Below are 24,397 nucleotides of genomic sequence, written 5' to 3' on the forward strand. Positions count from 1 at the left end.
GAAGACGCTCTGACCGCCCTGTGGATCAGGTGATCTCCGCCAGCCTTGTGTCCTGTGATAGCACTAGGCACCAATGCGGCTCGAAATCGGCTCCCAGCGGCCAGATGAAAGCCTCGAAGATCGCGAGCAGCCGCTCCTGGTAGCGCTCGAACCAAGCCCTCTCGCAGAGCACGAACTTGGTCGCGCCGACGATGGTCTCACGGTCGATCACGCAGAGCGGCACGATCTCCGGATTGGCCTCGAGATAGGCCTGCACCGTCACCATCAATGTCGGGTAGCCCGGATGCAGCATGTCGTCGAGCACGATCAGCCCGCCCTCAGTGAGGCAGGCCGTGGCGAGGGCGAGGTCCTTGCCGAGCGCCGCACGCGAATGCTCGCCGTCGATATGGATCAAGCGGAAGCGCGAACCGCCGGCATGGCCCATCAGCTCGGCTGGCATCATCGCGCCGCTGTCGCCCTTTACGGTAACGCGCCGCTCGGGCCCGATGCCATGCTTCAGGCAGTTGGCCTCGAAGCGGCCCTTCACCCCATCATCGGGCCAGGAGAAGATGTCGAGCGCGACCGCAAGCTCACCGGGCTCCAAGGCGTGCGCCAGCGCAATGAAGAAGCGGCCCTCAAAAGCGCCGATCTCCGCCAGCGGCCCGCCCATGCCCATTTCCGTCTGGAGCCGCAGCAGCCGCGCGCAGGTCGCGGCGGCAAAGCGCGAGGACATGCCGACGACGCTGTCATAGCCCTGCGCGAGATAGGCAGCGACAGCAGGATGCCCGGGCGAGGGAATCCTCGTCACGCGACCTTGCCCTGGAAGATGAAGAAGGCTCCGGCTGCGATCAGCGCGAAGCCAATGGCGTGGTTCCAGCTCAGCTGCTCCTTCAGCCAGAACACCGAAAACAGCGCGAAGACGGTCAGGGTGATGACCTCCTGCATCGTCTTGAGCTGGGCGGCGGAATAGACCGCAGAGCCGATGCGGTTGGCCGGCACGGCCAGCATGTATTCGGCCAGCGCGATCGACCAGCTGACCAGGATGGCGATCCAGAGCGCCGTGCTCTTGTAGCTGAGATGCCCGTACCAGGCGAAGGTCATGAAGACATTGGAGCCGATCAGCATGACGATCGGCAGGATATGCGCGGCGGAGATTGCGGGCATGGAGAAAATGGTTCCGTTGGCGGGACGCTGGACAACTCTAGGGTGGCTGCACTGTTCCCGACGGAGTCGGGGCCAGCCAAAGCGCGGGGATGCGATGGCACCGACGTTAGTCGAGCGCAATCGCCCTTCACCAGCAGGACAGGCCTGCTATAGCGAACCGATGACGGATCATCCCAAAACGATCGCCATCTATGTCGATGCCGATGCCTGCCCGGTAAAGCCGGAGATCTACCGCGTCGCCGAGCGCCATCGCCTGAAGGTCTTCGTCGTCGCCAACAGCTTCATGGCTGTGCCGCGCGAGCCCTGGATCGAGCGCGTGATCGTCTCGGACGGTTTCGACGCCGCCGACAACTGGATCGCCGAACGCGTATCGCGCGGGTCTATCGTCATCACCTCCGACATCCCGCTCGCCGATCGCTGCATCAAGGCCGGCGCCGACGTCATAGGTTCGACCGGAAAACCCTTTACCGACGCCTCGATCGGTATGGCGCTGGCAACGCGCGACATGATGGAGGATCTGCGGGCGATGGGTGCGGCAAACGGCGGACCGAAGCCGTTCTCGCCGAAGGACCGCTCGGCCTTCCTGCAGGCGCTCGACCTGGCGATCCAGCGTTTGAAGCGGGCGGGGCTTGCAGGGTAGCCCGTCAAAATCGCCATGACCGGCCTTGAGCCGACCGCCTTTGCCCGAAGAAAGCGCCCAGACGGCTCCCGAGTCGAGGCTTCGCTCCGCCTGAGAATGACGTTCAGTCTCAGATATCTCCGAAATCCCCGCCGCGCCCCTTGCCGCTGGCGAACCGTCCCGCTCCAGCGGCGCCCTCCGTCGCAATCGTAGCAACGCCGCCGCCCCACTCTCGCGCCAGGGCCTCGCGCACGGGCAAACCGTAGCCGGCGATCGCGCTGCGGCGGTCGGCGAGCATCGCGCCTTGCGGAAAGCGAGCGATCTGCTGCGCCATCGCTTCGGCCACCGCCCGTGCTTGGCCGCGCGGCGCTATCTGCTCGCACAACCCGATCCGCAGCGCCTCCTGCGCCTCTACCTTGCGGCCGGTCATGATGATCTCCAGCGCGCGACCTTGCCCGACGAGGCGCGGCAGCCGCACCGTGCCGCCATCGATCAGCGGGATGCCCCAGCGCCGGCAATAGACCCCGAAATAGGCATTCTCCGCCATCACACGAACATCGCACCAGAGCGCCAGTTCCATCCCGCCCGCCACTGCCGGCCCTTCGATCGCCGCGATCAACGGCTTGCTCATCTCCAGTCGCGACGGCCCCATCGGCCCGCGCGGCGACGTGCTTCCATCGGCGGAGAAAGCGAGCCCCTCGACGATCTCGGCCTGGAATCGCGCCGCATCGGTAAAGGCCTGCGCATATTTCAAATCCCAGCCAGCGCAAAAAGCCCCGCCCTCGCCCCAGAACACGATCGCCGAGACAGAGGGCTCCGCATCGAGTTCAAGAAATGCCTTGGTCAACGCTTCGGCGCTCTCTGGATCCATGGCATTGCGCGCCTCGGGCCGGCTGTGGATCACGGTCGCGACCTTGCCGGCGCGTTCGATGCGGATGGTCATTGGATCTCCTCCCTTGTCTTTTGTCGTTGCTGGTCTGCCTTTCACGCAGGCTACAGGCCTTGGCTACCTATCCAGCAGCCGCTGGACGCATGACGTCTTTGTCCGTAAATCACCAAGAACCAAAGCCCGTCTCCAAATTGGGCGCCGGGGAGGAAATTCATGTCGTTGACCCGCCGTTCCGCGCTCGGCCTGATGGCCGGGGCCGTCTTCGCTCCGTCGATCGTCCGGGCACAGAGCTTCCCGGCCAGGCCGATCAGTCTCGTCGTGCCCTATCCGGCAGGTGGCCCCACCGACGCCATCGCCCGCTTCGTGGCGCAGGAGATGTCGAGTTCGATTGGCCAGAACGTGCTGGTCGACAACCGCGCCGGCGCCTCGGGCGCGGTCGGGACGCGCGCCGTCGCCCATAGTGCAGCCGACGGCTACACCATCGTCTTCGGCAACAACCAGACGCATGGCAACAACATGTTCCTGCTGAAGGAACCGGGCTATGACGCGGTCAAGGATTTTGCGCCGCTCTGCGGCGTCGGCGCCTTCGAGCATGCCTTCGTCGTGCGCAACGACCTACCCGCAAAGACCATCGCGGAGCTGATCGCGCTGGCCAAGGCCGATCCGGGCAAGCTGAACTACGGCTCGACAGGCGTCGGCTCGGGCTCGCATCTTGCGATGGAATTGTTCATGCAGCGCACCGGCATCAAGATGACGCATGTGCCCTTCCGCGGGGCAGCTCCCCTGGTGCAGGAGATCGTTGGCGGGCGCATCGACATCGCCAATTCGACGCTGCCGAGCGTGCTTGAACAGATCAACGCCGGCACGATGCGCGCGCTTGCCTTGGCGAGCCCCGAGCGCAACCCGCGCGCCAAGGACATCCCGACCTTGCGCGAACAGGGCGTGAGCAATGCCGATGCCGATAGCTGGGCGGCGTTCTTCGCCCCCGCGGCGACGCCCGCCCCCATTCTCGACCAGCTCTCCAAGGCGGTGATGGCGGCGATCGCCAAGCCCGCGATCACCGAGGCGATCCTGAAGCTCGGCTTCACGCTGAAGGTCCGCGATCCCAACGCCTTCAGGCCCTATCATCTCCAGGAGATCGCGACCTGGAAGCAGATCATCGCCGATGCCGGCGTGAAGCCGGAATGACGCACGCCAACTCACGTCAGCGTGAGTTGGAAGCAACCGAGTGGTGATCAGCGCGGTTGTTCCTATCTGACTGTCTGACGTCGGATCAGGAGCGCCATGATGCATCGACCCGTCCTCGCTCTGGCGCTCGCGGCCGCCCTGTCCTTGCCTTTCGCGTCAGCCCAGGCCCAGCAGCGCTATCCCTCCAGCGCAGGCGAGCTTCTGGTCGAGACCGTGGCGAGCGGGCTGGAGCATCCCTGGGGCCTCGCCTTCCTGCCCGATGGCCGCATGCTGGTGACGGAACGCCCGGGCCGGCTGCGGATCGTCTCCAGTGACGGCGCGCTCTCGCGGCCATTGACCGGCCTGCCCAATGTCGCAGGCCGAGGCCAGGGCGGCCTGCTCGACGTGGCGCTCGATCCGAAATTCGCCGAGAATCGGCTGATCTATCTCTCCTTCTCCGAGCCTCGCGTCGGCGGCAACGGCACGAGTGTGGCGCGCGGTCAGCTCAACGCCAACGGCACGGGATTGGAGAATGTCGCTGTCATCTTCCGGCAGATGCCGGCGATCAACAGCACCTTGCACTTCGGATCGCGGCTCGTCTTCGACCGCACGGGCGCGCTCTTCGTCACGGTCGGCGACCGCTACAGCGAGCGCGACCAGGCCCAGAATCCGGGGAACCATCTCGGCAAGATCATCCGCATCCGTCCCGAAGGCGGCACGCCCGCCGATAATCCGAAGAAGCCGGGCTGGCAGCCGGAGATCTGGTCGATCGGCCACCGGAACGTGCAGGGCGCAGCGCTCCACCCCGACACCGGCCAACTCTGGACCGCCGAGCACGGCGCGCGAGGCGGCGACGAGGTCAACACGCCCAAAGCCGGACTGAACTATGGCTGGCCCGTCATCACCTATGGCGTCGACTATTCCGGTGCCAAGATCGGCGAGGGCACCGCCAAGCCCGGCATGGAGCAGCCGCTGTTCTATTGGGACCCGTCGATCGCGCCCTCGGGAGCAGCCTTCTATACGGGCAGCGTCTGGCCGGCCTGGAGGAACTCGCTCTTCGTCGGGGCGCTCGCCGGCCAGATGCTGATCCGGCTTTCAACCAGCGGCGAGACGGTCAGCGGCGAGGAGCGGCTGCTGACCACGCTGGGCGAGCGCATCCGCGATGTCCGCCAGGGACCGGACGGCTATCTCTATCTGCTCAGCGACGATGCCAATGGGAAAGTGCTGAGGGTGCGCCCGACACGGTGATCGGCCGCTTATTCGGCGGGTGCCTGCGGCAGTCCTGCCCCGAAAGCTCAGCGCGGTCCCCCTCCTCCGCCACCGGAGCCGCCACCACCTCCACCGGCACCGCCTCCGCCACCGGGACCGCCGCCACTTCCACCAGCACCGCCGGGGCCGCCACCGCCGCTCTCGCCACTAGCGCCTCCCGGGCCTCCGCCCGGTCCGCCTCCGGGACCACCGGCTCCCGGGCCACCAGGCCCTGCACCACCGGGGCCGGGCGCACCGCTGCCGGAGCCGCCACCGCCTTCCGAGCCGTTGCCGCCGCCCTCGACCCGGATCGCGGCGAGGCTCAGCCCGCCCTGTGTATCGACCATCAGTTCGACCACTGCACGTGCCGTCGTCAGATCGGGGATCGATGCCACGCCAGCAGCGTCCGCAAAGGCGAGGCCGCTGCCGAAGCGCAGATTCGCACCCTCGCGGCGCAGGAAGGCCTCGAGCGACAGCCGTGTCACGCCCTGTTCAATCGGCAGCGCCTCGGGCGCCATATGCGCGACGACGAAGCCCGCAGCGGTCGGCCGGCCGGTCACGACGAGGCGTTGCCCGACCCAAGCGGGGTCAGCCCCGGCGAGCTTCAGCCCGCCGATCCAAAGCCCTTCATCATCGGCTTCGACCGTACCGGTGACGCGGTCGCGCCCCACCCTGGCCGGCTCGACCAGGCTCGCCACGATGACAGCGTCCGGCCGGCGCAGGCCGCTGACCGCAACATATGCGCCCGGGCGCCACCAAGGCGCAGGCTCCAACCCAGACACATCGACGCGCTGGTTGAGCACATTCATCGTCCCATCCGCGATCTCACGGATCCGGCCGACGACCTCGTGCACCACCGCGATCCGGGAGGTGACCGGCCCTGCCGTCCCCGGCCTGGTCGCCACGCGCACGACCTGGCCGAGGCGCAGATCCCGCGGCGATGCGGATCTGCCGTCGATCGTCACCGGGACGCGCGGCGGATAGGCGATGCGGACATCGTTGACGATGATGCTGCCGAAACGGCGAATGGTGCCGACGAAGCCAGTGCCGCCAATGCCGCGATCCCCGCTGGCCTCGGTGGAGGGCGCAGCTCCCGTGCCGCCAATGCCCCGGTCTCCAGCCGTCTGCGCCTGCAGGCGCTGCATCGTTTCCGGCAAGACAAGGCCGCCGGCGAGCAGGGCCAGCAAATGGCGGCGCGAGAGCAGGGAAACGCGCCTCACCTCGGCCCGCCGGCATCTGCGCCGGTCGCCTCGCCATAGACATAGACACCGAAATTCCAACGCGCCGAGCCGCCCGAATCCGTCAGGCAGGCAGCATGCGCCTCGCGATTAGCCGTCTGCAGAGCCTCCAGGGCCAGCACCCGGGCGCGCTGCTCAAGCTTGCGGGCCAGCTCCGGCGAGAGACCGTCATAATGCACGGCGCGCTCCAGGAAGGGCGGTTCGGCGGCGAGCACGTTGGAGACTGCCGCAGCGACATGATCGTGCAGGTTTCGGCCGAAATAATAGAGCTTCCGCTCATCGTCCCCACGCGGGATGAAGGCCGCCTCGGCGAGTACGACCCGCCCCTCGCCATCAAGGCTGACGAGGCCGCTGTCGAGCCATTCGTCGAGTACGGCGCGCGGCCGGACATCACGCGTCACCGAAGCGACGAGAGCCTCGAAGGAGGGCTCGGCATCGCCCGCCAGGCGCGCCAGCGGCAATGGCTTGCCGTCAGGCGCGCTGAAGGCCGGATCGGCCAGCCAGCGCGAGACGATAGACGAGGTCCGCGAGACAGAGGCCGGCACGGTCGCGACCGGGGCCCCGGCACCGCGCAACCGGCTGACCTCCTTGCGGTGGATACCCGTCAGCAGACTGACGCGGCTATCCGTCTGTTCCTTGCCCGGCAGGCCGAAATCATGCTCGGCCACATTGACGTAAAGCTCGCGCAGGAGCTGGGCCAGCGCCGGAAAGGTCGTGCCACTGCGAATGCATAATCGCACCAATGGCCGCAGCAGGCGAGCGAGTGGCCCCTGCAGCGCGGCGGCTTCCGGGGCGGAACGCGGCGGCACGAATGTCATCGCTCTCCCTTACCCAATCATGACGTGGGACACAATCCCACAAAATTTTTGCGCCGCACTCTTGACGTGGGCAACTCGCCCCGATTTATATGTGGGAAATATACCCACACGAAACCTTCGAGACAAACATGGTCGCCGCCAGCTTCACCGCAGAGCCTCCCCTCACGATCGACCGCCCGGCCTCGCAACGGAGCCACCACGCCGGGCTTGCCCGGCTTCGCCGTTGCCTGTGGCTCGGCTGCGCCTTCGCGACGCCCTATCTCGTCTTCCTGTGGCAGACCCATTTCTTGTTGCAGACCCATTTCTTGTTGCAGACCCATGCGCGCTGAACGTGTCGTTGCCGCCAACCAGGTCTTCTCGATGAACGCGTTCGAACCGGCCAATCGCAAGGCTCAGCCTGCGCGCCAGGCGAAAGCGGGCACGCAGGAGGCAGCAACCTTCGACCTCAACACCGGGCTGATCATCTTCATGCTCGGGCTGATCATCGGCTTCGTCTTCGCCGTGCCCTATGCGGTCTTCATGCTCGGACTGGAATAGCGGCCCGGACGGAATCGGGTCGCGAGGGCGCCGGCTGAGCTAGCTTGCTGGTCAAGCCTTGCCGATCAGACCTTGCCGATCAGATCCGGCCGCCGCTCGCGCGTGATTATCTCCGCCTGTTCGCGCCGCCATCTGGCGATGCGGGCATGATCGCCCGAGAGCAGCGCCTCGGGCAGGCCCCTGCCCTCCCATTCGCGCGGGCGCGTATAGTGCGGGTATTCGAGCAGGCCGTTCTCGAAGCTTTCGTCCTGGCCCGACAATTCCTTGCCCATCACCCCGGGAATCAGGCGCACACAAGCATCGAGCAGCAGCAGCGCCGCCATTTCGCCGCCCGAGAGGATATAGTCGCCGACGGAGATCTCGGTCAGGCCGCGCCCCTCGATGACGCGTTCGTCGACGCCCTCGAAACGACCACAGACGATGACGACGCCTTCGCCCGCCACCCATTCTCGCACCAGCCCCTGATCAAGCCTGCGGCCGCGCGGCGACATCAGCAGGCGCGGCCGGCTGTCGTCAGCGGGAACCGCCGCATCGATCGCCGCAGCCAGCACGTCGCAGCGCAGCACCATGCCGGCCCCGCCGCCCGCCGGGTTGTCGTCAACATTGCGATGGCGGCCGATGCCATGATCGCGGATCTGGTGTGTCTCCAGCGACCACAGGCCCTTGCGCAACCCCTCGCCCGCCAGCGAGACGCCAAGCGGGCCGGGAAACATCTCGGGATAGAGCGTCAGGATGGAGGCGCGAAAAGCCATCGCTCAAGCAAAGCGCAGCGCAGGCAGCCCGTCCAGTGCCGCGAAATCCTTCGCGCTGGCGATGACATTGTCAAAGCCGGCGAAATCCTTCGCGCCGAGCATGCTCAGGATCGCAACTGCGCGCATGCCGGCGCGGCGTGCGGCCTCGACGCCGTTGGGCGCGTCCTCGAAGACGACGCAGGCATCGGGCGCGACCTTCATGCGTTCGGCAGCCCCAAGGAACAGGTCCGGATTCGGCTTGCCGCGAAATCCCTGGGACGGCGCGATGATCGTGGCGAAGCGCGAGCGCAGGCCCAGCGTGTCGAGCACGATGTCGATATTGCCGGGCGGAGCCGCCGTGGCGACAGCCATCGGCACGCCGGCCGCATCGGCCCGCGCCATCAGGTCGAGAAGGCCGGGCATCGGCACGACATGCGGGCCGTAGTTCCGCCGGTAGAAGAGTTCCTTCTCCTTGCCCATCGCCTCGATCTCGGCCGGAGTGGCATTGGGAAAGAGTGGGCTGATGATCTCGCCGACCGCCATGCCGGCGGTGTGCGAAAAGAAGCTGTCGCGGTCGAACGGCAATCCATGCGTCACATGCAGATGCTCCCAGGCATCCTCATGGAAGCGCATATTGTCGACGATGGTACCGTCCATATCGAAGATCAGGGCGCGGACGGGACCGTTACTTGTCATCATCGACCTCGAACAGGCCCTCGGGCGGCTCGGCCTCGATACGACGGGCCGTGACGTCGATACGCGGCGCGAAAGCCTCGGTGAAGGGCATCAGCACCGAGCGGCCATCGGGCGTCGCGATGTCGAGCAGATCACCGGCGCCGTAATTGGCGACAGCCGTCACCGTGCCGAGCACCGCGCCATCGGGCCCGACGACGGCACAGCCGATCAAATCGGCCTGCAGGAATTCGTCCTCATCCTCGACCGGCGGGAGCTTGTCGCGGGCGACGAAGAGCCTCACCCCGGCCAGGCTCTCGGCTGCCTCGCGGCTGGTCACGCCCTTGAGCCGGGCGACGACCACTTCCTTGGCCGGGCGGATATCGGCGATCTCGAAACGCCGGCCCGTCTCGTCACTGAGTGGGCCGTAATCGGCGATCGCCAGCGGATCGCCGGTGAAGGCCTTGATCCGGACCTCGCCCTTGATGCCATGAGCTGCGCCGATGACGCCGAGCAGGACGAGGTTGTCAGCCGTCATAGTGTGAAACACCGCACGACAACGGGCTCCTCCGTCATGCTCGCCCTTGTGGCGAGCATCCACGTCTTGGCCACGGCACGCGACGAGCGAAGACGTGCATGGTCGGGACAAGCCCGACCATGACGAATCGCGTCGCGAGCCTTGGGCTGCATCACGCCTCGGCTTCAGCCGGGGCAGCGCTCTTGGCGGCGTTCTTCTCGGCGCGCTCCTTGGCCTTCTCGCCGGGAAGGGCCTTGTTCGGGTTGTTGCGGGCCGGACGCTTGGCGAGGCCGGCGGCGTCGAGGAAGCGCAGCACGCGGTCGGTCGGCTGGGCGCCCTTGGCGAGCCAATCCTTGGCCTTCTCGAGATCGAGCACGACGCGCTCGGCCGAATCCTTGGCCTTCATCGGATCATAGGAGCCGATCTTCTCGATGAAGCGGCCATCGCGCGGCGAGCGGGCGTCGGCGACGACGATGCGGTAGTACGGGCGCTTCTTGGCGCCGCCACGGGTCAGGCGGATCTTGAGGGACATTCGCGTCTTCCTTGGTTGGGTATCGTTTTGGGTTGGGTTTAACTCAGGCTTTGTTGTCGTCGACCAGTTGATCGATCATGGCCCAGGGATCGTCCTTCATGCCGGTCGACGTGAAGACTTCGAGATCGATGGAGCCGTCCTCGAGAACGTCGATCTCCCAATATTCTCCGGGCGCATGCACGAAGAAGGAGAAGGCGTCGTCCCGGTAGGATGAGGTTTCGTAGGACAGGTTGGCGTCGTCGAGACGCGCCTTCACCTGCTTGAACACGTCGAACATGCCGACGCGCATATCGGTCGGTTTGGTCATTTCTTCTTCCCTCCGAAGGGATTGTTGCCCCCAAGCCCCGGGAGACCGCTGCCCAGTCCCGGCAGCTTCGGCATCATGCCGGCAGGCGGGGTGACGCCCTTGGGCAGCCCCGGGAAACCGCCCGGCGGCAGGCCCGGCATGCCGCCGCCTGCGCCCATCTGCTTCTGCAGTTCGGCGAGTTGCGCCGGATCCATCTTTGACGGGTCGAGCCCGCCCGGCAATCCGCCCATGCCGCCGCCGCCAATCCCGAACATCTGGCCGAGCTTGCCGAGCATGCCGCCCTTCTGCTTGCTCATCGCCTTCATCATGTCGGCCATGCCGCGATGCATCTTGAGCAGCTTGTTGATCGCCTCCGGCGAGGTGCCCGAGCCCGCGGCGATGCGCTTCTTGCGGCTGTTCTTGAGCAGATCGGGGTTCTTGCGCTCGGCCGCCGTCATCGAATCGATGATGGCGATCTGGCGTTTGATCATCTTGTCGTTCACGCCGGAATTGGCGAGCTGACCCTGCATCTGCTTCATGCCGGGCAGCATGCCCATGACGCCGCCAAGTCCGCCCATCTTCTCCATCTGCTGCAATTGCATGCGCATGTCGGAGAGGTCGAAACTACCCTTGGCGAGACGCTGCGCCAGCGCCTGAGCCTTGTCGGCATCGACCGTCTCGGCCGCGCGCTCGACCAGGCCGACGATGTCGCCCATGCCGAGGATGCGGTTGGCGACGCGCGAGGGATGGAAATCCTCGAGCGCATCGACCTTCTCGCCGGTGCCGACGAGCTTGATCGGCTTGCCGGTGACAGCGCGCATCGAGAGCGCCGCGCCGCCGCGGCCGTCGCCATCCATACGGGTCAGGACGATGCCGGTGAGGCCAACGCGCGCATCGAAGGCCCGCGCCGTGTTGACGGCGTCCTGGCCGGTCAGCGCGTCGGCAACGAGCAGCACTTCATGCGGGTTCGTCGCAGCCTTCACCTCGGCGACTTCCGCCATCAGCGTGTCGTCGAGCGTGACGCGGCCGGCGGTGTCGAGCATGACGACGTCATAGCCGCCGAGCTTGCCGGCCTCGATCGCGCGGCGCGCAATCTGCACGGCGCTCTGGCCGGCCACGATCGGCAAGGTCTCGACGCCGACCTGCTTGCCCAGGATGGCGAGCTGCTCCATCGCGGCAGGCCGCCGCGTATCGAGCGAGGCCATCAGGACGCGCTTCTTGTTGCGGTCGGTCAGGCGCTTGGCGATCTTGGCCGTCGAGGTCGTCTTGCCCGAGCCCTGAAGACCGACCATCAGGATCGGAACCGGCGGCACGGCATCGAGCGTGATGCCTTCGCCTTCGCCGCCGAGCATGTCGATCAGCGCGTCATTGACGATCTTGATGACCTGCTGGCCGGGCGTGACCGATTTCAGCACTTCCGCGCCGACAGCCCGCTCGCGCACCTTCTCGGTGAAGGAGCGCACGACCTCGAGCGCGACGTCGGCCTCGAGCAACGCCTTGCGCACCTCGCGCAGCGCGGCGTTGACGTCCTCCTCGGTCAGCGAACCCCTGCGGGTGAGACCCGAGAGGATGCCCGATAGCCTGTCGCTCAAAGTGCCGAACATGCTGTGCCTCAACGAGCCGAAACGAAAAGCCCTATCGCCAAACGGTTTCGCGCCCGAGGGCGCAGACGCGCTGTCGGGCGTTGACCTCCGGGCTCGCAAGGCTCTGATGAGCGGCCTGGTCGGCTGATGTGGTCTCGACGATGTCGGCGAAACGAATGCGCGGGTTAAAGCCGAAGATTGTGGCGAAAGTCAAGATTGGCACATCAGATGAGGCACGTGGAGGCGCGAACACTTGCCCCAGCCACAACCCTGAGGGTTAAAGGCGCGCCCAAATTTTCATCAGGGACCTGGCATGGTCGCGCAGACGACGACCCTTTCAGCCCTTGCCTTCACTGCCTTGCTCCTCAGCCTGTCGCAAGCCCAGGCCCAGCAGGCCTGCCGCAATAATTTCAAGACCGATGGCGTTCCGATGGTGACCGGCCTGACCTATCGCAGTTGGGATCTCGTCACGAATCGCGCACCGGCGGCCGTGTTGAAGAACCTGGCGGCCGCGGTCGCAGCGGAGGGCTTCGCCGGTATCCGCGTCGACAAGGCCACGAGCTCCGTCGTCGCGATCCAGGAAACCACCGGTTCGGGGCGGCCGCAGACCCTGCGCGTCACCGCCGCCTTCGTCGTCCAGCAGGGCCAGGTCGCGCCGGAAGGCTATGTCCGCGACGCGCTCTGCCGTGTCATCGCCGGCGGCCGCGGCTGAGATCGTCGCATAACCGCTGAAATTACGGTACCGGTACAAGCATGGCGCACCCGACCGATCGAAAGGCGACGATGGATCTGCAGCTCTTCCGCATGGCGACGCTCGCCATGACCCTGGTCGCCGCCGGCTGTGCCGGCGATCCGCGCAGCACCGCGCCTCTCAGCGCCACAGCCACCGAGCGCTTGGCCGCTGTGAAGCTCGACACAGCCGCCGCCACTCGCATTTTCAACGCCTATCGCGCCAGCCAAGGCCTCGGCCCGGTCAGGCTCGACCCGACGCTGACCGCCATGGCCCAGCACCAGGCCAATGCGATGGCCGCGGCGAACATGCTCTCCCATGATGCCGGCGGCAGCTTCGTCTCCCGCGTCCATGGCGCCGGCCTGAACGCGGGGCGTACGGCGGAGAACGTCGGCGGCGGCTATTATTCGACCGAGGAGGCCTTCGCGGGCTGGAAAGCGTCTTCCGGCCACGACATCAATCTGCGCATGCCCGAAGCGACGCGCTTCGGCATCGCGCTGGCCAAGGCCCCCCAGACGCAATACGGGGCCTGGTGGGCGCTGGAGATTGCCGGCGAACCGGAAAAGCGACGAGAGATCACCACGGGGCCGTTCGGCGCGAGCGCGCCGGCCATCCGCTAGCCCTCTTTACAACTCGCCGCGCTTGGGGATTGCTCCGCCCCTCTACCACTGGAGCCTGCCGTCATGACCTTCGAAGCCTGGGCCGCCTTTGCCGCCGCCACCGCCGTCCTGCTGGTGATTCCCGGCCCGACGATCCTGCTGGTGATCTCCTATGCGCTCGGCCAGGGCTGGCGCACGGCCTTCCCCATGGCGGTGGGCGTCGCGCTCGGCGATTTCACCGCGATGACGCTTTCCATGCTCGGCGTCGGCGCGCTGCTGGCGGCCTCGGCCACCATCTTCACCGCGCTGAAATGGGTCGGAGCGGCCTATCTCATCTATCTCGGAATCAAGCTCTTCCGCGCCGGCGGCACGCTCGACGCCAAGCCGCGCCAGGACGCCGTCTCGCCCTGGAAGATGCTCGCCCACGCCTGGCTGGTGACGGCGTTGAACCCCAAGAGCATAACCTTCTTCGTCGCCTTCCTGCCGCAGTTCTTGGATGCGAAGGGCGATTTCTGGACGCAGATGCTGATCTTCGAGGCGACCTTCATCACCCTCGCCTTCGCGAATGCCTTCGGCTACGCGCTGGTCGCCTCGCGCGCCCGCTCGCTGATCGGCAATCCGCGCGCGATCGGGCTGTTCAACAAGGCCGGCGGCACGCTGCTGGTCGGGGCGGGCATCGCGACGGTTGCGGTGCGCTCGGGCAGCAACTGAGGCGCAACCTATGCCCGGCAAGGACACCGCCACCCTCGACTTCTACGCGGTCGAGGCCGGGACTTATGCCGGGCGGACGCGCAAGGTCAGATACGGCCGCCTCGATGCATTCGCCGCCGCACTCCCGGCCGGGGGTAGCGTTCTCGAACTCGGCTGCGGCGGCGGGCAGGACAGCGAGGCGCTGCTGGCGCGCGGCTTCGCGGTGACACCGACCGATGGCTCGCCGGAACTGGCCAGCCAGGCCGCGCGGCGGCTCGGGCGGCCGGTCGAAGTGCTGCTGTTCGAAGATTTGGACGAAACCGATGCCTTCGACGGCATCTGGGCCAATGCCTGCCTGTTGCATGTGCCGCGCGAAGCGCTGCCAGCGATCATCGGCAAGGTACAAGCTGCGCTGAAACCGGGCGGCGTGTTCTATGCCAGCTTCAAGGCCGGTACCGCTGAGGGCCGTGATCGCTTCGGGCGCTATTACAACTACCCGTCGCCAGATTGGCTGCGCGGCGCATACGATGCCGACCGCTGGCGCAAACTCGACATCGACGAAGACATGGGCGGCGGCTATGATGGCGAGCCGACCCGGTGGCTGCATGTGTTTGCGTTCAAGATGCCGTGACGATGGGCCATCCTCCTCTGGGCGGAGGCATCGGCATGCTTCAGGATCGCCGGACTTGATCCAGCGCACTCACGCCCCACTTCTGACACCATGAATCGTCGCAAGCTCCTCTCCTTCCTCGGCCTCACCGCTCTGTTCGGCTCGACGGGTGCCGCCTGGGCGACGCTCACGCGCTCGCGCAATCCCTATTACCAGGGCCCCGTCACCGCCCATTTCGATGGCTTGAGCTTCAGCGACGGACGCCCCGTCACCAAGGGGCTGCTCGACATCTGGAGATGGCAGACCTCCAAGCGCGGACGCGAGGCCTTTCCCGAGCGTTACCCGGCCCCGCCGCAGGACAAGCCGCCGGCGCGCGTCGAGGGCGTTCGCATCGTCCATCTCGGCCACGCCTCTTTCCTGTACCAGGTTGCAGGGCTGAACCTGCTGATCGACCCGGTCTATGCGCAGCGTGCCAGCCCGTTCTCCTTTGCCGGCCCCAAGCGCGTGAACGAACCCGGCGTGGCCTTCGACGATCTGCCGAAGATCGACATCGTGCTGATCACGCACAATCATTACGACCATCTCGATCTCGCGACGCTGGCCCGCATCCATGCCCGCGACATGCCGCGCATGATCATGCCGCTCGGCAACGACACCATCGTCAAGGCGCGCATTCCCGACGCGCTGACGCAGGCTCATGACTGGGGTGACCGCGTTGCTCTGTCGGATACGATCTCGGCGACACTGGTTCCGACCTATCACTGGTCGGCGCGCGGCGCGCTCGATCGGCGCATGGCGCTGTGGTGCTCCTTCGTCATCGAGACCGACGGAACGAAGGTCTTCCATATCGGCGACACCGGCTATCATGACGGCTCGCTCTATGAGCGGCTCGGCCAAGAGCATGGCCCATTCGATCTCGCCGTACTGCCTATCGGTGCGTATGAGCCGCGCTGGTTCATGTCGGACAACCACATGAACCCGGAAGAGGCCGTGAAGGTGATGACCTCACTCAAGGCGCGCCAGGCAATCGGCCATCATTGGGGCACGTTCCAGCTCACCGACGAGGGCATCGAGCGCCCGCCGCAGGCGCTGAAGGCAGCCCTGGCGCAAGCCGGCCTGCCGGAAGAGCGCTTCAGGCCGATGCGGCCGGGGCTGAGCTGGACGGCCTGAAGCCCGGAACGCTTTCCAGGAAAAGCACGCCGTTATTCCGGGCGACGCGCAGCGAAAACCCGGAATCCATCCCAGAGCAGGATGCGAAAAAGTGGGAACCGGTTTTTCGCATCCTGCTCTAACTCTTAGATGAGAGCCCTCCGATGGATCCCGGATCTGCGTCGTGGAGCCTGTCCTTGGGCCGGCCGAAGGCCGGACCCGAGGGCGACTTGTCCGGGATGACGTGGCGCTTGTGTAAGGCCTCTCACTTCGGCTGGACGTAGACGTTGATCTCGAGGTTCGGATCGCCCGGATCGTTCAGATCGCTGACATACTCCTCGAGGAAGGCGTCCTTCACCACGATGCTCTTGGCCTCGAGATAGGCCGTGATCGTCTCATAGGTCGAGTCGATGTCGTCATAGGGCGCGACATGGACGAAGCGCAGCGAGGGGCCGGCCGGCGACAGGCCAACCTTGACGCCGCGCGCGAACTCCGAGGTCCGCGAGCCTTCCGGCGCCTGCCCGACCGGCAGCATCGCCTCAAAGCGGAAACCGTTGTCGTCGGTTTCGACGAAGAGCGTCAGCGGCCGGCCGGCGATCGGCAGCCCGGCCTTGGCCGCCTCTTCGCGCAGGATCTTGAAGCTCTCGCTCAGGCGCTGAAAGCCTTGATCCCAGCTCGATTGGCCGGCAAGCGACAGCACCGGCTTGGAGACAAGCAGGACGGCATCGACATCGCTCGAATCGCCCCTCTTGCCGGCGAGCGTCGCATTCGGATCAGGCAGGCCCGTCTGCTGCTGCGGCACGGGCGGCACCGGCAGCGCCGGGCCGGGAGCCGGCAGGGTCGGGGGCGGCTGGACCGGTTGCGGCTCGGGCGGGAGCGGCGAGGCCGGCGGGGGCTGGACGGGCTGCGGCGCGGCAGGCCCCTGCAGCACAGGCGGCGGCTGAACCGGCTGCGGCTCGGCCACCGGGGGAGCGGCCTGCGCCTGCGCAGGAGCGGCCGCACCCGGCGGCGGCGCGAGCGGCGCGGAATCGACAGCCGTCGGGGGCGCGACGCGCGTCTGCGCGAAGGCCGGCATGGCGGCACCAAGCAGCGCTGCGAGCGCCAGAACACCAATCCGGGAATGCCGCATCATCATGGTCCTGACCAAAAAGAACGATTCGCGCCCTTGCAGCGCAACATAGAATGTCCACCTTCACGCAGGAACGGGCGAAGGGTGGCTTTTTCGCGTCGGTTCCCTCATAGACGCCGTAGTTTATGGACGTGTGACCGAATGAACGCTCTGGCAACCCGCCGGTTCCTGAAGATGAACGGTCTGGGCAACCAGATCACCGTGCTCGACCTGCGCGGGTCGCAGCTGCGCGTCAGTGAATCCGACGCCCGCGCCATTGCGGCGCAACCCGGCGCCCGGTTCGACCAGCTCATGGTGCTGCACGACGCCGCGACGCCCGGCACCGACGCCTATGTCCGGATCTACAACACTGACGGCTCGGAAGCCGGCGCCTGCGGCAATGGCACGCGCTGCGTCGCCTGGGCGATGATGGCCGACCCTGCGATGGGCGATCCGTCCAAGACCAGGCTGACGCTCCAGACCAAGGCCGGCCTCCTGCCGGCTGTGCGCGAGAGTGAGCTCATCTTCACCGTCGATATGGGCGCGCCCCGTCTCGCCTGGGACGAAATCCCGCTCGCCGAGCCGTTCCACGACACCGCCCACTTCGAATTGCAGATCGGCCCGATCGACGACCCGATCCTGCACACGCCCTGCGCGGTCAATATGGGCAACCCGCATGCGGTCTTCTTCGTCGACGATCCCTATCGCTTCAATCTGGAGCAGATCGGGCCGCTGCTGGAAAACCACCCGATCTTCCCAGACCGCGCCAATATCGAACTGGCGGCGGTGACGGCGCCCGATCACATCGTGCTGCGCGTCTGGGAGCGCGGCGCCGGCATCACCCAGGCCTGCGGCTCGGGCGCTTGCGCAGCCCTGGTCGCGGCGGTGCGGCGCGAATTATCCGCCCGCAAGGCAGTCGTCAGCCTGCCCGGCGGCGATCTCACCATCGAATGGCGCGAGCGCGACGGCCATGTGCTGATGACCGGCCCGGTCGCCTTCGAATGGGAGGGCGTGCTCGAGCCGGACTGGTTCGAGAGGGCCGCCTGATGGCGCTGGAGGTCGTCACCTTCGGCTGCCGCCTCAATATCGTCGAAAGCGAGGCGATCCGCGAGCGGGCGCAGGCGGCTGGCCTCGACGATCTCGCCATCGTCAACAGCTGCGCCGTCACCAGTGAGGCGACGCGCCAGGCCAGGCAGGCGATCCGCCGGTTGAAGCGCGAGCAGCCCGGCCGGCCGGTGGTGGTGACGGGCTGCGCCGCGCAGATCGAACCCGCTCGCTTCGCCGCCATGCCGGAAACCGCGCGCGTTCTCGGCAATGCCGAGAAGATGAAGCCCGGGACATGGGCGGCGCTTGCCCGCTCCAACAGCCTGCTCGGCGACGACGAGGCCGCAGCCGACGACAAGATCGCCGTCTCCGACATCATGGCGCAGACGGTCCTGTCCGATGCCCGGACCGGCCGCTTTGCCGCCCATACACGCGGCTTCGTCCAGGTCCAGAACGGTTGCGACCATCGCTGTACCTTCTGCGTGATCCCGTTCGGCCGGGGCAATTCGCGTTCGCTTGCGCTGAGCGAGGCGGTCGCGCAATGCCGCAGGCTGAGCGAAGCCGGCGCACGCGAGATCGTGCTGACGGGCGTCGACCTGACGAGCTATGGCCGCGACCTGCGGGACGCACCGACCTTGGGCCAGCTGGTGCAGGCGATCCTGCGCGCCTTGCCCGAATTGCCGCGCCTGCGCCTCTCCTCGATCGATGCGGTCGAGGTCGATGATGAACTCCGCGAGGCGATCGCGACCGAACCGCGCCTGATGCCGCATCTGCATCTCTCGCTGCAGGCCGGAGACAATCTGATCCTGAAGCGGATGAAGCGCCGGCACGGCCGCGAGGATGCGATCCGCTTCTGCGCGGAGATGCGGGCCTTGCGGCCCGACATCGTCTTCGGCGCTGATCTGATCGCCGGTTTCCCGACCGAGGACGAGGCGATGTTCTCGCGCTCGCTCGCCTTGGTCGAGGAATGCGGCCTGAGCTTCGTCCACGTCTTCCCCTATTCGCCGCGCCCGGGCACGCCGGCCGCGCGCATGCCGCAATTGCCCGGCGGTATCGTCTCGGAACGGGCGAGCCGCCTGCGCGAGGCCGCTCGCGACGCGCATAAGCGGCACCTCGACGCCCGCCTCGGCCGGCCGCTCTCGGTCTTGACCGAACGCGGCAACACCGGCCGCGCCGAAGATTTCACGCTGGTGCGCTTCCAACGCGACGTCGTGCCGGGCGAGATCGTGGCGGTGGCGACGGAAGCGGCCGATGATAAGGCGCTAATTGCGGCTTAACAGGCTCCCTACCGCGCCGTGCCGCTCACCCGCTGCGCTTGATTGTTGCAGTAGCCGCGCGGATTCCATGGCGTCTCGAAGGGCTGGACATTCCCCTCGACATCGTGCGCTTGCGTCACGATCGCAAGCGGTCCCGCCCGCTCGATCGGGAAACCCAGCCGGAAGCGCCGCCAGGCGAACGGCCCCTCCCCCTCCTCAAGCTCCGCCACGAGCCAGCTTGCCCCGCCGTTGCAAGAGGCACGCAGGCCCGCCAGCGGGATCGCTCCGCTCCAGGCAAAGCCCTCGACGACGAGGATCGATCCCACCGCGACGCTGAACCCCAGCGCCGGCGCCGTGATCAGCGATTTCACCGGCATGTCGGTGATCACGGAAAACCGGGCTGGATCGATCGCCTCGCCCAGCTTCACCGGCGTCAGGGGCATCCGATAATCCGTGCCACGCATCTTCTCGCCGTCATGTTCGACATCGCGCAGCGAAATCCGGTCGAGCCATTTCTGCCAGGCCGAGCCCGGAAAGCCGGGCGCGACGATGCGCAGCGGTCCACCATGCAGTGGCGGCAGAGGCTCGCCGTTCATCGCGAAGGCGACCAGCGTCTCCGGCGCCAGCGCCTTGGCAATCGGCAAGCCGCGCGACAAGGCCGGCCGCGATGGATCCGACAAGTTTCGGTCGGGCGCGTAATGCGCGGTATAGACGGCGCCCGCCTTCACGCCGGACGCCTCCAGCACATCCTTCAGCCTGACGCCGGTCCAGCGCGCGCAGCCGACGGCGCCAAGCCGCCAGGGCAAGCCGTCGGTCGCGGGTGAGAATTGCGAGCGGCCATTGCCGGCGCATTCGAGCACGGCGGTGACGGTGACGGTTTCGAAGCGCGCACGCAGTTCGGCGATCGACCAGACCAGCGGCCGCTCGACTTCGCCATCGATCGTCAATCGCCAGGCTTCCGCCGGCCCTGTCTCGGGCAAATCGCCATTGTTGCGGATGAAGAAGGCGTCGATCGGCGTGATCGGCTCGGCCAGCAAATCGAGCGCCGGCTCCGCGTTCAGTGCCTCCTCGTCATGGACATAGAGCCCAGGCTTCAGCCGGCGCAGCAGCGGGAGTTCGAGAAGGCGACGGGGCAATCAGCAACCTTTTCGTCGGCGCGCGGACGCGCGCGGCGGATGGCGCAGGCCTTCGGCCTTGGCGGGGCAAACTAGCCATCGCCCTCCGCGCGATCAAGCCGCTGGCCATCTCATTTGTGGGAGGCGACCTCCTCGCGCAGCGCACGACGCAGCACCTTGCCAACATTGGTCTTGGGCAGGCTGTCGCGGAAGACGATCTGCTTGGGCACCTTGTAGCCGGTCAGGCTGTCCTTGCAGAAGGCGCGCAGAGCCTCGGCCGTCAGCGATTCGTCCTTCTTGACCACGAAGGCGGTGACGGCCTCGCCGGAATGCTCGTCGGGCAGGCCGATCACGGCTGCCTCCAGCACGCCGGGATGGCTGGCGAGCACATCCTCGACCTCATTGGGATAAACGTTGAAGCCCGAGACCAGGACCATGTCCTTCATCCGGTCGACGATCTTGATTTGACCATCGGGCAACAGCACGCCGACATCGCCCGAGCGGAAATAGCCGTCGGCGGTCATCACCTTCTGCGTCTCGTCGGGGCGATTCCAGTAGCCGACCATGACCTGCGGCCCGCGGATACAGATCTCGCCAGCCTCGCCGGGCGCCATGTCGTGGCCCTCGGCGTCGCGGATGGCGAAATCGGTCGAGGGCAGCGGATAGCCGATCGTGCCGGTGAACTCGGAAATATCGGGCCGGTTGGCCGAGGCCACCGGCGAGGTCTCCGACAGGCCATAGCCCTCGACGATCGGCCGGCCGGTGACTTCCTTCCAGCGCCGGGCGACGGCGGCTTGCGTCGCCATGCCGCCGGCAACCGCGAAGCGCAGCTCCTCGAAATTCACCTGGCGGATCTCGGGATGGTTCGCCAATGCGTTGTAGAGCGTGTTGACGCCGGAGAAGAGCGTGATCCGGCTCGATTTCAGCAATTTGACGAAGCCGGCGATGTCGCGCGGATTGGCGATGAGCAGCCCCTTGGCACCGATGCGCAGCATGAACATGCAGCAGCAGGTCAGCGCGAAGATGTGGTAGAGTGGCAGGGCCGTGACCATGACGTGCTGGTAGTCGCTGCGGCCCAGCGGCGGCTCCAGCGCCCAGCCCAGCCACAAGGCGCATTGCTCGACATTGGAGGCGACGTTGCGATGCGTCAGCGTCGCGCCCTTCGCGACGCCGGTCGTGCCGCCGGTATATTGCAGGAAGGCGACGTCGTCCGGAGTAACCGTTACCGGAGCCATCACGCCCGGCCCGGCCAGGATGCCCTTGAGCGCGATCGAGCCCGGCAGATTGAAGGGTTTGACCACCTTCTTGATCTTGCGGGCGACGAAATTGACGATCGTGCCCTTGAAGCCCATCAGGTCGCCGGCGGTGGCGATGACGATGGTGTCGAGCTTGAGGTTGGGCTTGGCCTCCTCGACGACATGGGCGAAGTTTTCGATCACCACCACCACGCGCGCGCCGGAATCGTTGAGCTGATGGGTCAGCTCGCGTGCCGTATAGAGCGGGTTGATGTTGACGACGGTGAAGCCGCCGATGAGCGCCCCGAAGATCGTCGCCGGATAGGCCAGGATGTTGGGCATCATCAGCGCGATGCGGTCGCCCTTCTTGAAGCCCTGCGCCTGCAGCCAGGCGGCGAAGGCCTGTGCGGCGCGGCCGGTCTCGGCGAAGCTGATCGTCTTGCCGAAGCTCTCGAAGGCCGGGCGCGCGGCATAGGTCATGCAGGCGGTGTGGACGAGATCGGCCAATGTGCCGACCTTGGCCGGATCGAGCTCTGGCGGCACGGCGGCGGGATAATGCGCCAGCCAGGGACGCGGGTCAGGCTTCGCCGCGGCGCCGCTCATCGCATTCATGGTCATCCTCCCACCTCGCCGGCTTTGCGACCGCAGGAACGGTCGTGCCAGAGCTTTTTCGTGACCATACAGTGCGGAACCGAATGGGCGGGCGCAAGCGCCCGCCCCTAAGAATACACCAAAAGGTTTAGATATGAACCTTTCAGATCACAGGTCTTTCATCGTGCCTGCGCCAGGGCATGCGAGGCAACGATCGCCTCGGCCGGCTTGCCGGCGAGTTCGGCAAGATGGTCGAAGCGGGCGCTGAACGAACCGACCCCCGCCGTCGCCGAGCGCAGCTCGACGATCAGCCCCGGCATCTCCGCCTCCGGGATCAGCGCATTGATCTGGTCCCAGCCGCGCCATCCCGGCCGCGAATCATAGCCGAGGATCTGTCCGCGCCGGCTCGAGACGATGGCCGAGGCCCGCGACATCGCCTCGGAGGGGATCACCACCTCGACCGCCAGGATCGGCTCCAGCAGCACGGGTTTCGCCTGCGGCACGGCCTCGCCCATGGCGATACGCGCCGCCTGTCTGAACGCCATGTCGGAGGAATCGACCGTGTGATAGGAGCCGTCGGTCAGCGTCACCTCGATATCGACCAGCGGAAAGCCGAGCGGCCCGTTCTGGCAGAAGTCGCGCACGCCGGCCTCGACAGAGGCGATATATTGCCGGGGCACCACGCCGCCGGTGATCCGGTCGACGAAGCGAATACCCTCGCCGCGCGGCAGCGATGCGACCTCCAGCACGACATCGCCATATTGCCCATGCCCGCCGCTCTGCTTGCGGTGCCGGCCGCGCGCGCCGGCCTTGCCCCGGATGGTCTCGCGATGACCGATCTGCGGCGGCCCGCTCTCGACGGACACGCCATAGCGGCCGGCAAGCCGCTCCAGCGTGACGCGCAGATGCATCTCGCCCTGGCCGGACAGGCGCATCTCGCCGAACTCCGGCAGATGGGTGATCGAAAGCGCGGTATCCTCCTCCGCCAATCGCGCCAGCGCCGCCGCCAGCCTGACATCGTCCTTGCGGTCCTTCACCGAGACCGCCAGCGCATGCACCGCTTCGGGCGGCGCGACCGAGTTCACTAAGCTCGCGCGCAGCTTGCCGAGCGTCAGCGCGTCCCCGGTCACCACGCCTTCGAGCCGCGCGAAAGCTGCGATCTCGCCCTCCTCCGCCGCCGGCTTGCGTGTCTGCTCCATGCCCTTGACCGTGAGCACGCCGGCGATCCGCGCCTCGACGCCGCCCGAGGAGGTCACGACATCGCCCTCGGCCAGCTTGCCGCGCAGCATGCGGGCAAGCGAGACCTTACCGCCCTGGCCGGAATGCCAGGTCTTCATCACCTGCGCGAGCGGAACGCCCTCGGCCACGACGCCGATGCGTCCGCGCGTCTCGCCGAGGCTGGGAGCCTCGTGCCGCAGCGCCTTGAGTAGGCGCGTCACGCCATTGCCGCGCTCGGCCGAGCCGATCAGGACGGGCACGACATGGCGGTGCTGCAATTCCCGCGCGAGATCATCGAAGATGCGGTCGCGCGGCGGCTCCATGTCGCCGAGCAGATCCTCCATCAGCGCGTCATCGTAATCGGCGAGCTTCTCCAGCATCGAGAAGCGCGCTTCCTTCTCGCGCCCCGTTTCCTCGGAGCCGAGCGGCACGATCTCGCTGGGCGCATGCTCGCGGTAGATGAAGGCGCGCTCCAGCGCGAGATCGATGAAGCCGACCGCGATGCCCTTCTGCCAGATCGGGATCTGGCGCAGCAGCAATGGCGTGCGCGAGGCGCGCTGCAGGATGCCGAGCGTCTCGCGCACCCGGCGCGAGGCGGTGTCGATCTTGTTCAGGAACAGGAAGCGCGGAATATCCGCTTCCTCGAGCTCGCGCAGCACGAGTTCGAGCGCCGGCGCCTTGCGGTCATCCGCCTCGCAGACCACCACCGCGGCGTCGACCACCGGCAGGACATGGCGCATCTCGTGCAGGAACTCGACGGAGCCGGGGCAATCGACGAACTGGAAGCGCTCACCGAGAAATTCGACGGAGGCAACGTTGAGCTCCGTGCTCATCTGATGCGAGCGAGCCTCCGCACTCGCATCGCCGACGCTGTTGCCGGTCTTGACCGAGCCGGCGCGGGAAACGCCGCCGCAGCGCTCCAGAATGCTTTCGAGCAGCGTCGTCTTGCCGCTCTGGAAGGGGCCGACGATGGCGATGCATCGCGGGCCCCCGCCTCTGACTCCGCTTGCGTTTCCTTCGTTCCGGGATGTCGCAGCCATGGCTTCCTCCTTCGGTCATTGGCCGCGAAGGG

The 24,397-nt window shown here is 66.8% G+C and carries 27 protein-coding genes; 12 read left to right on the top strand and 15 right to left on the bottom strand.

The window, feature by feature from the left end; genetic code table 11:
* Positions 1-25: 25 nt before the first annotated feature.
* Positions 26-787, bottom strand: a complete 762-nt coding sequence (locus tag BMZ97_RS07325; protein ID WP_092167140.1) for a class I SAM-dependent methyltransferase — start codon at positions 785-787, stop codon at positions 26-28.
* Positions 784-1,143 (bottom strand): DMT family protein, encoded by a 360-nt coding sequence (locus tag BMZ97_RS07330; RefSeq protein ID WP_092167141.1) that lies wholly within the window; start codon positions 1,141-1,143, stop codon positions 784-786. The genes BMZ97_RS07325 and BMZ97_RS07330 overlap by 4 nt, the downstream gene beginning before the upstream one ends.
* A 160-nt stretch (positions 1,144-1,303) precedes the next feature.
* On the opposite strand from BMZ97_RS07330, the gene BMZ97_RS07335 reads away from it, so the two are divergent.
* Positions 1,304-1,783 (top strand): YaiI/YqxD family protein, encoded by a 480-nt coding sequence (locus tag BMZ97_RS07335; protein ID WP_092167143.1) that lies wholly within the window; start codon positions 1,304-1,306, stop codon positions 1,781-1,783.
* Between the two features lie 109 nt (positions 1,784-1,892).
* Here the strand turns inward: BMZ97_RS07335 and BMZ97_RS07340 are convergent, their stop codons facing one another.
* Complete coding sequence (locus tag BMZ97_RS07340) at positions 1,893-2,705, bottom strand: crotonase/enoyl-CoA hydratase family protein (protein WP_092167145.1); 813 nt, start codon at positions 2,703-2,705, stop codon at positions 1,893-1,895.
* A gap of 159 nt (positions 2,706-2,864) precedes the next feature.
* On the opposite strand from BMZ97_RS07340, the gene BMZ97_RS07345 reads away from it, so the two are divergent.
* Together BMZ97_RS07345 and BMZ97_RS07350 are read left to right on the top strand one after the other, a co-directional pair.
* Positions 2,865-3,839, top strand: a complete 975-nt coding sequence (locus BMZ97_RS07345) for a Bug family tripartite tricarboxylate transporter substrate binding protein (RefSeq protein WP_092167147.1) — start codon at positions 2,865-2,867, stop codon at positions 3,837-3,839.
* A gap of 99 nt (positions 3,840-3,938) precedes the next feature.
* On the top strand, positions 3,939-5,066 hold the full coding sequence (locus BMZ97_RS07350) for a PQQ-dependent sugar dehydrogenase (RefSeq protein ID WP_092168710.1): 1,128 nt from the start codon (positions 3,939-3,941) through the stop codon (positions 5,064-5,066).
* A gap of 47 nt (positions 5,067-5,113) precedes the next feature.
* On the opposite strand, the gene BMZ97_RS31180 is transcribed toward BMZ97_RS07350, so the two are convergent.
* Both BMZ97_RS31180 and BMZ97_RS07360 read right to left on the bottom strand, forming a co-directional pair.
* On the bottom strand, positions 5,114-6,286 hold the full coding sequence (locus BMZ97_RS31180; protein WP_175525463.1) for a hypothetical protein: 1,173 nt from the start codon (positions 6,284-6,286) through the stop codon (positions 5,114-5,116).
* Entirely contained in the window at positions 6,283-7,122 is an 840-nt protein-coding gene (locus BMZ97_RS07360; RefSeq protein ID WP_092167148.1) for a DUF6502 family protein, read from the bottom strand. The genes BMZ97_RS31180 and BMZ97_RS07360 overlap by 4 nt, the downstream gene beginning before the upstream one ends.
* Before the next feature lie 128 nt (positions 7,123-7,250).
* Between BMZ97_RS07360 and BMZ97_RS07365 the strand changes: the two genes are divergently transcribed.
* Together BMZ97_RS07365 and BMZ97_RS07370 are read left to right on the top strand one after the other, a co-directional pair.
* Positions 7,251-7,451, top strand: a complete 201-nt coding sequence (locus BMZ97_RS07365; RefSeq protein ID WP_092167150.1) for a hypothetical protein — start codon at positions 7,251-7,253, stop codon at positions 7,449-7,451.
* Entirely contained in the window at positions 7,441-7,659 is a 219-nt protein-coding gene (locus BMZ97_RS07370) for a hypothetical protein (protein WP_092167151.1), read from the top strand. Before BMZ97_RS07365 ends, BMZ97_RS07370 begins: the two co-directional genes overlap by 11 nt.
* Before the next feature lie 65 nt (positions 7,660-7,724).
* On the opposite strand, the gene trmD is transcribed toward BMZ97_RS07370, so the two are convergent.
* The 6 genes from trmD to ffh form a co-directional block, all read right to left on the bottom strand.
* Positions 7,725-8,411, bottom strand: coding sequence for a tRNA (guanosine(37)-N1)-methyltransferase TrmD (gene trmD, locus BMZ97_RS07375; protein WP_092167153.1), 687 nt, complete (start codon positions 8,409-8,411; stop codon positions 7,725-7,727).
* Between the two features lie 3 nt (positions 8,412-8,414).
* On the bottom strand, positions 8,415-9,086 hold the full coding sequence (locus BMZ97_RS07380) for an HAD family hydrolase (RefSeq protein ID WP_092167155.1): 672 nt from the start codon (positions 9,084-9,086) through the stop codon (positions 8,415-8,417).
* A complete protein-coding gene (gene rimM / locus BMZ97_RS07385) occupies positions 9,076-9,600 on the bottom strand; it encodes a ribosome maturation factor RimM (RefSeq protein ID WP_092167157.1) in 525 nt (174 codons plus the stop codon). Before rimM ends, BMZ97_RS07380 begins: the two co-directional genes overlap by 11 nt.
* A gap of 151 nt (positions 9,601-9,751) precedes the next feature.
* Positions 9,752-10,111: a 30S ribosomal protein S16 gene (gene rpsP / locus BMZ97_RS07390; protein ID WP_069692703.1), complete on the bottom strand. Its 360-nt coding sequence runs from the start codon at positions 10,109-10,111 to the stop codon at positions 9,752-9,754.
* A gap of 43 nt (positions 10,112-10,154) precedes the next feature.
* Positions 10,155-10,418, bottom strand: coding sequence for a hypothetical protein (locus BMZ97_RS07395; RefSeq protein WP_069692704.1), 264 nt, complete (start codon positions 10,416-10,418; stop codon positions 10,155-10,157).
* A complete protein-coding gene (gene ffh / locus BMZ97_RS07400; RefSeq protein ID WP_092167158.1) occupies positions 10,415-12,001 on the bottom strand; it encodes a signal recognition particle protein in 1,587 nt (528 codons plus the stop codon). The genes BMZ97_RS07395 and ffh overlap by 4 nt, the downstream gene beginning before the upstream one ends.
* 292 nt (positions 12,002-12,293) lie before the next feature.
* Between ffh and BMZ97_RS07405 the strand changes: the two genes are divergently transcribed.
* From BMZ97_RS07405 to BMZ97_RS07425, 5 genes are all read left to right on the top strand, one after another.
* Complete coding sequence (locus tag BMZ97_RS07405; RefSeq protein WP_244546292.1) at positions 12,294-12,692, top strand: hypothetical protein; 399 nt, start codon at positions 12,294-12,296, stop codon at positions 12,690-12,692.
* 71 nt (positions 12,693-12,763) lie between these two features.
* Entirely contained in the window at positions 12,764-13,330 is a 567-nt protein-coding gene (locus BMZ97_RS07410) for a CAP domain-containing protein (protein WP_175525464.1), read from the top strand.
* 63 nt (positions 13,331-13,393) lie between these two features.
* Positions 13,394-14,020, top strand: a complete 627-nt coding sequence (locus BMZ97_RS07415; RefSeq protein ID WP_092167162.1) for a LysE family translocator — start codon at positions 13,394-13,396, stop codon at positions 14,018-14,020.
* Between the two features lie 10 nt (positions 14,021-14,030).
* Entirely contained in the window at positions 14,031-14,630 is a 600-nt protein-coding gene (locus BMZ97_RS07420; RefSeq protein WP_092167164.1) for a class I SAM-dependent methyltransferase, read from the top strand.
* 90 nt (positions 14,631-14,720) lie between these two features.
* The gene (locus tag BMZ97_RS07425; RefSeq protein ID WP_092167166.1) at positions 14,721-15,779 is read left to right on the top strand and encodes an MBL fold metallo-hydrolase; all 1,059 of its coding nucleotides are present in this window, start codon (positions 14,721-14,723) and stop codon (positions 15,777-15,779) included.
* Between the two features lie 244 nt (positions 15,780-16,023).
* On the opposite strand, the gene BMZ97_RS31185 is transcribed toward BMZ97_RS07425, so the two are convergent.
* Positions 16,024-16,887 (bottom strand): GyrI-like domain-containing protein, encoded by an 864-nt coding sequence (locus BMZ97_RS31185; protein WP_175525465.1) that lies wholly within the window; start codon positions 16,885-16,887, stop codon positions 16,024-16,026.
* Positions 16,888-17,028: 141 nt separating this feature from the next.
* Here BMZ97_RS31185 and dapF point away from each other — a divergent pair, with 141 nt between their 5' ends.
* A complete protein-coding gene (gene dapF, locus BMZ97_RS07440) occupies positions 17,029-17,913 on the top strand; it encodes a diaminopimelate epimerase (protein WP_092167170.1) in 885 nt (294 codons plus the stop codon).
* Complete coding sequence (gene mtaB / locus BMZ97_RS07445) at positions 17,913-19,187, top strand: tRNA (N(6)-L-threonylcarbamoyladenosine(37)-C(2))-methylthiotransferase MtaB (protein WP_092167171.1); 1,275 nt, start codon at positions 17,913-17,915, stop codon at positions 19,185-19,187. Before dapF ends, mtaB begins: the two co-directional genes overlap by 1 nt.
* Before the next feature lie 8 nt (positions 19,188-19,195).
* Here the strand turns inward: mtaB and BMZ97_RS07450 are convergent, their stop codons facing one another.
* The 3 genes from BMZ97_RS07450 to BMZ97_RS07460 form a co-directional block, all read right to left on the bottom strand.
* Positions 19,196-20,302 carry a sulfite oxidase gene (locus BMZ97_RS07450; RefSeq protein WP_092167173.1) on the bottom strand — a complete coding sequence of 369 codons (1,107 nt, stop codon included), beginning with the start codon at positions 20,300-20,302 and terminating at the stop codon, positions 19,196-19,198.
* A 110-nt stretch (positions 20,303-20,412) separates the two neighbouring features.
* The gene (locus tag BMZ97_RS07455; RefSeq protein WP_092167175.1) at positions 20,413-22,134 is read right to left on the bottom strand and encodes an AMP-binding protein; all 1,722 of its coding nucleotides are present in this window, start codon (positions 22,132-22,134) and stop codon (positions 20,413-20,415) included.
* Positions 22,135-22,286: 152 nt separating this feature from the next.
* On the bottom strand, positions 22,287-24,365 hold the full coding sequence (locus BMZ97_RS07460) for an elongation factor G (RefSeq protein WP_092167176.1): 2,079 nt from the start codon (positions 24,363-24,365) through the stop codon (positions 22,287-22,289).
* Positions 24,366-24,397: the final 32 nt, after the last annotated feature.

The organism is Allobosea sp. OK403 (genome assembly GCF_900113835.1).
Classification (GTDB): Bacteria; Pseudomonadota; Alphaproteobacteria; order Rhizobiales; family Beijerinckiaceae; genus Allobosea.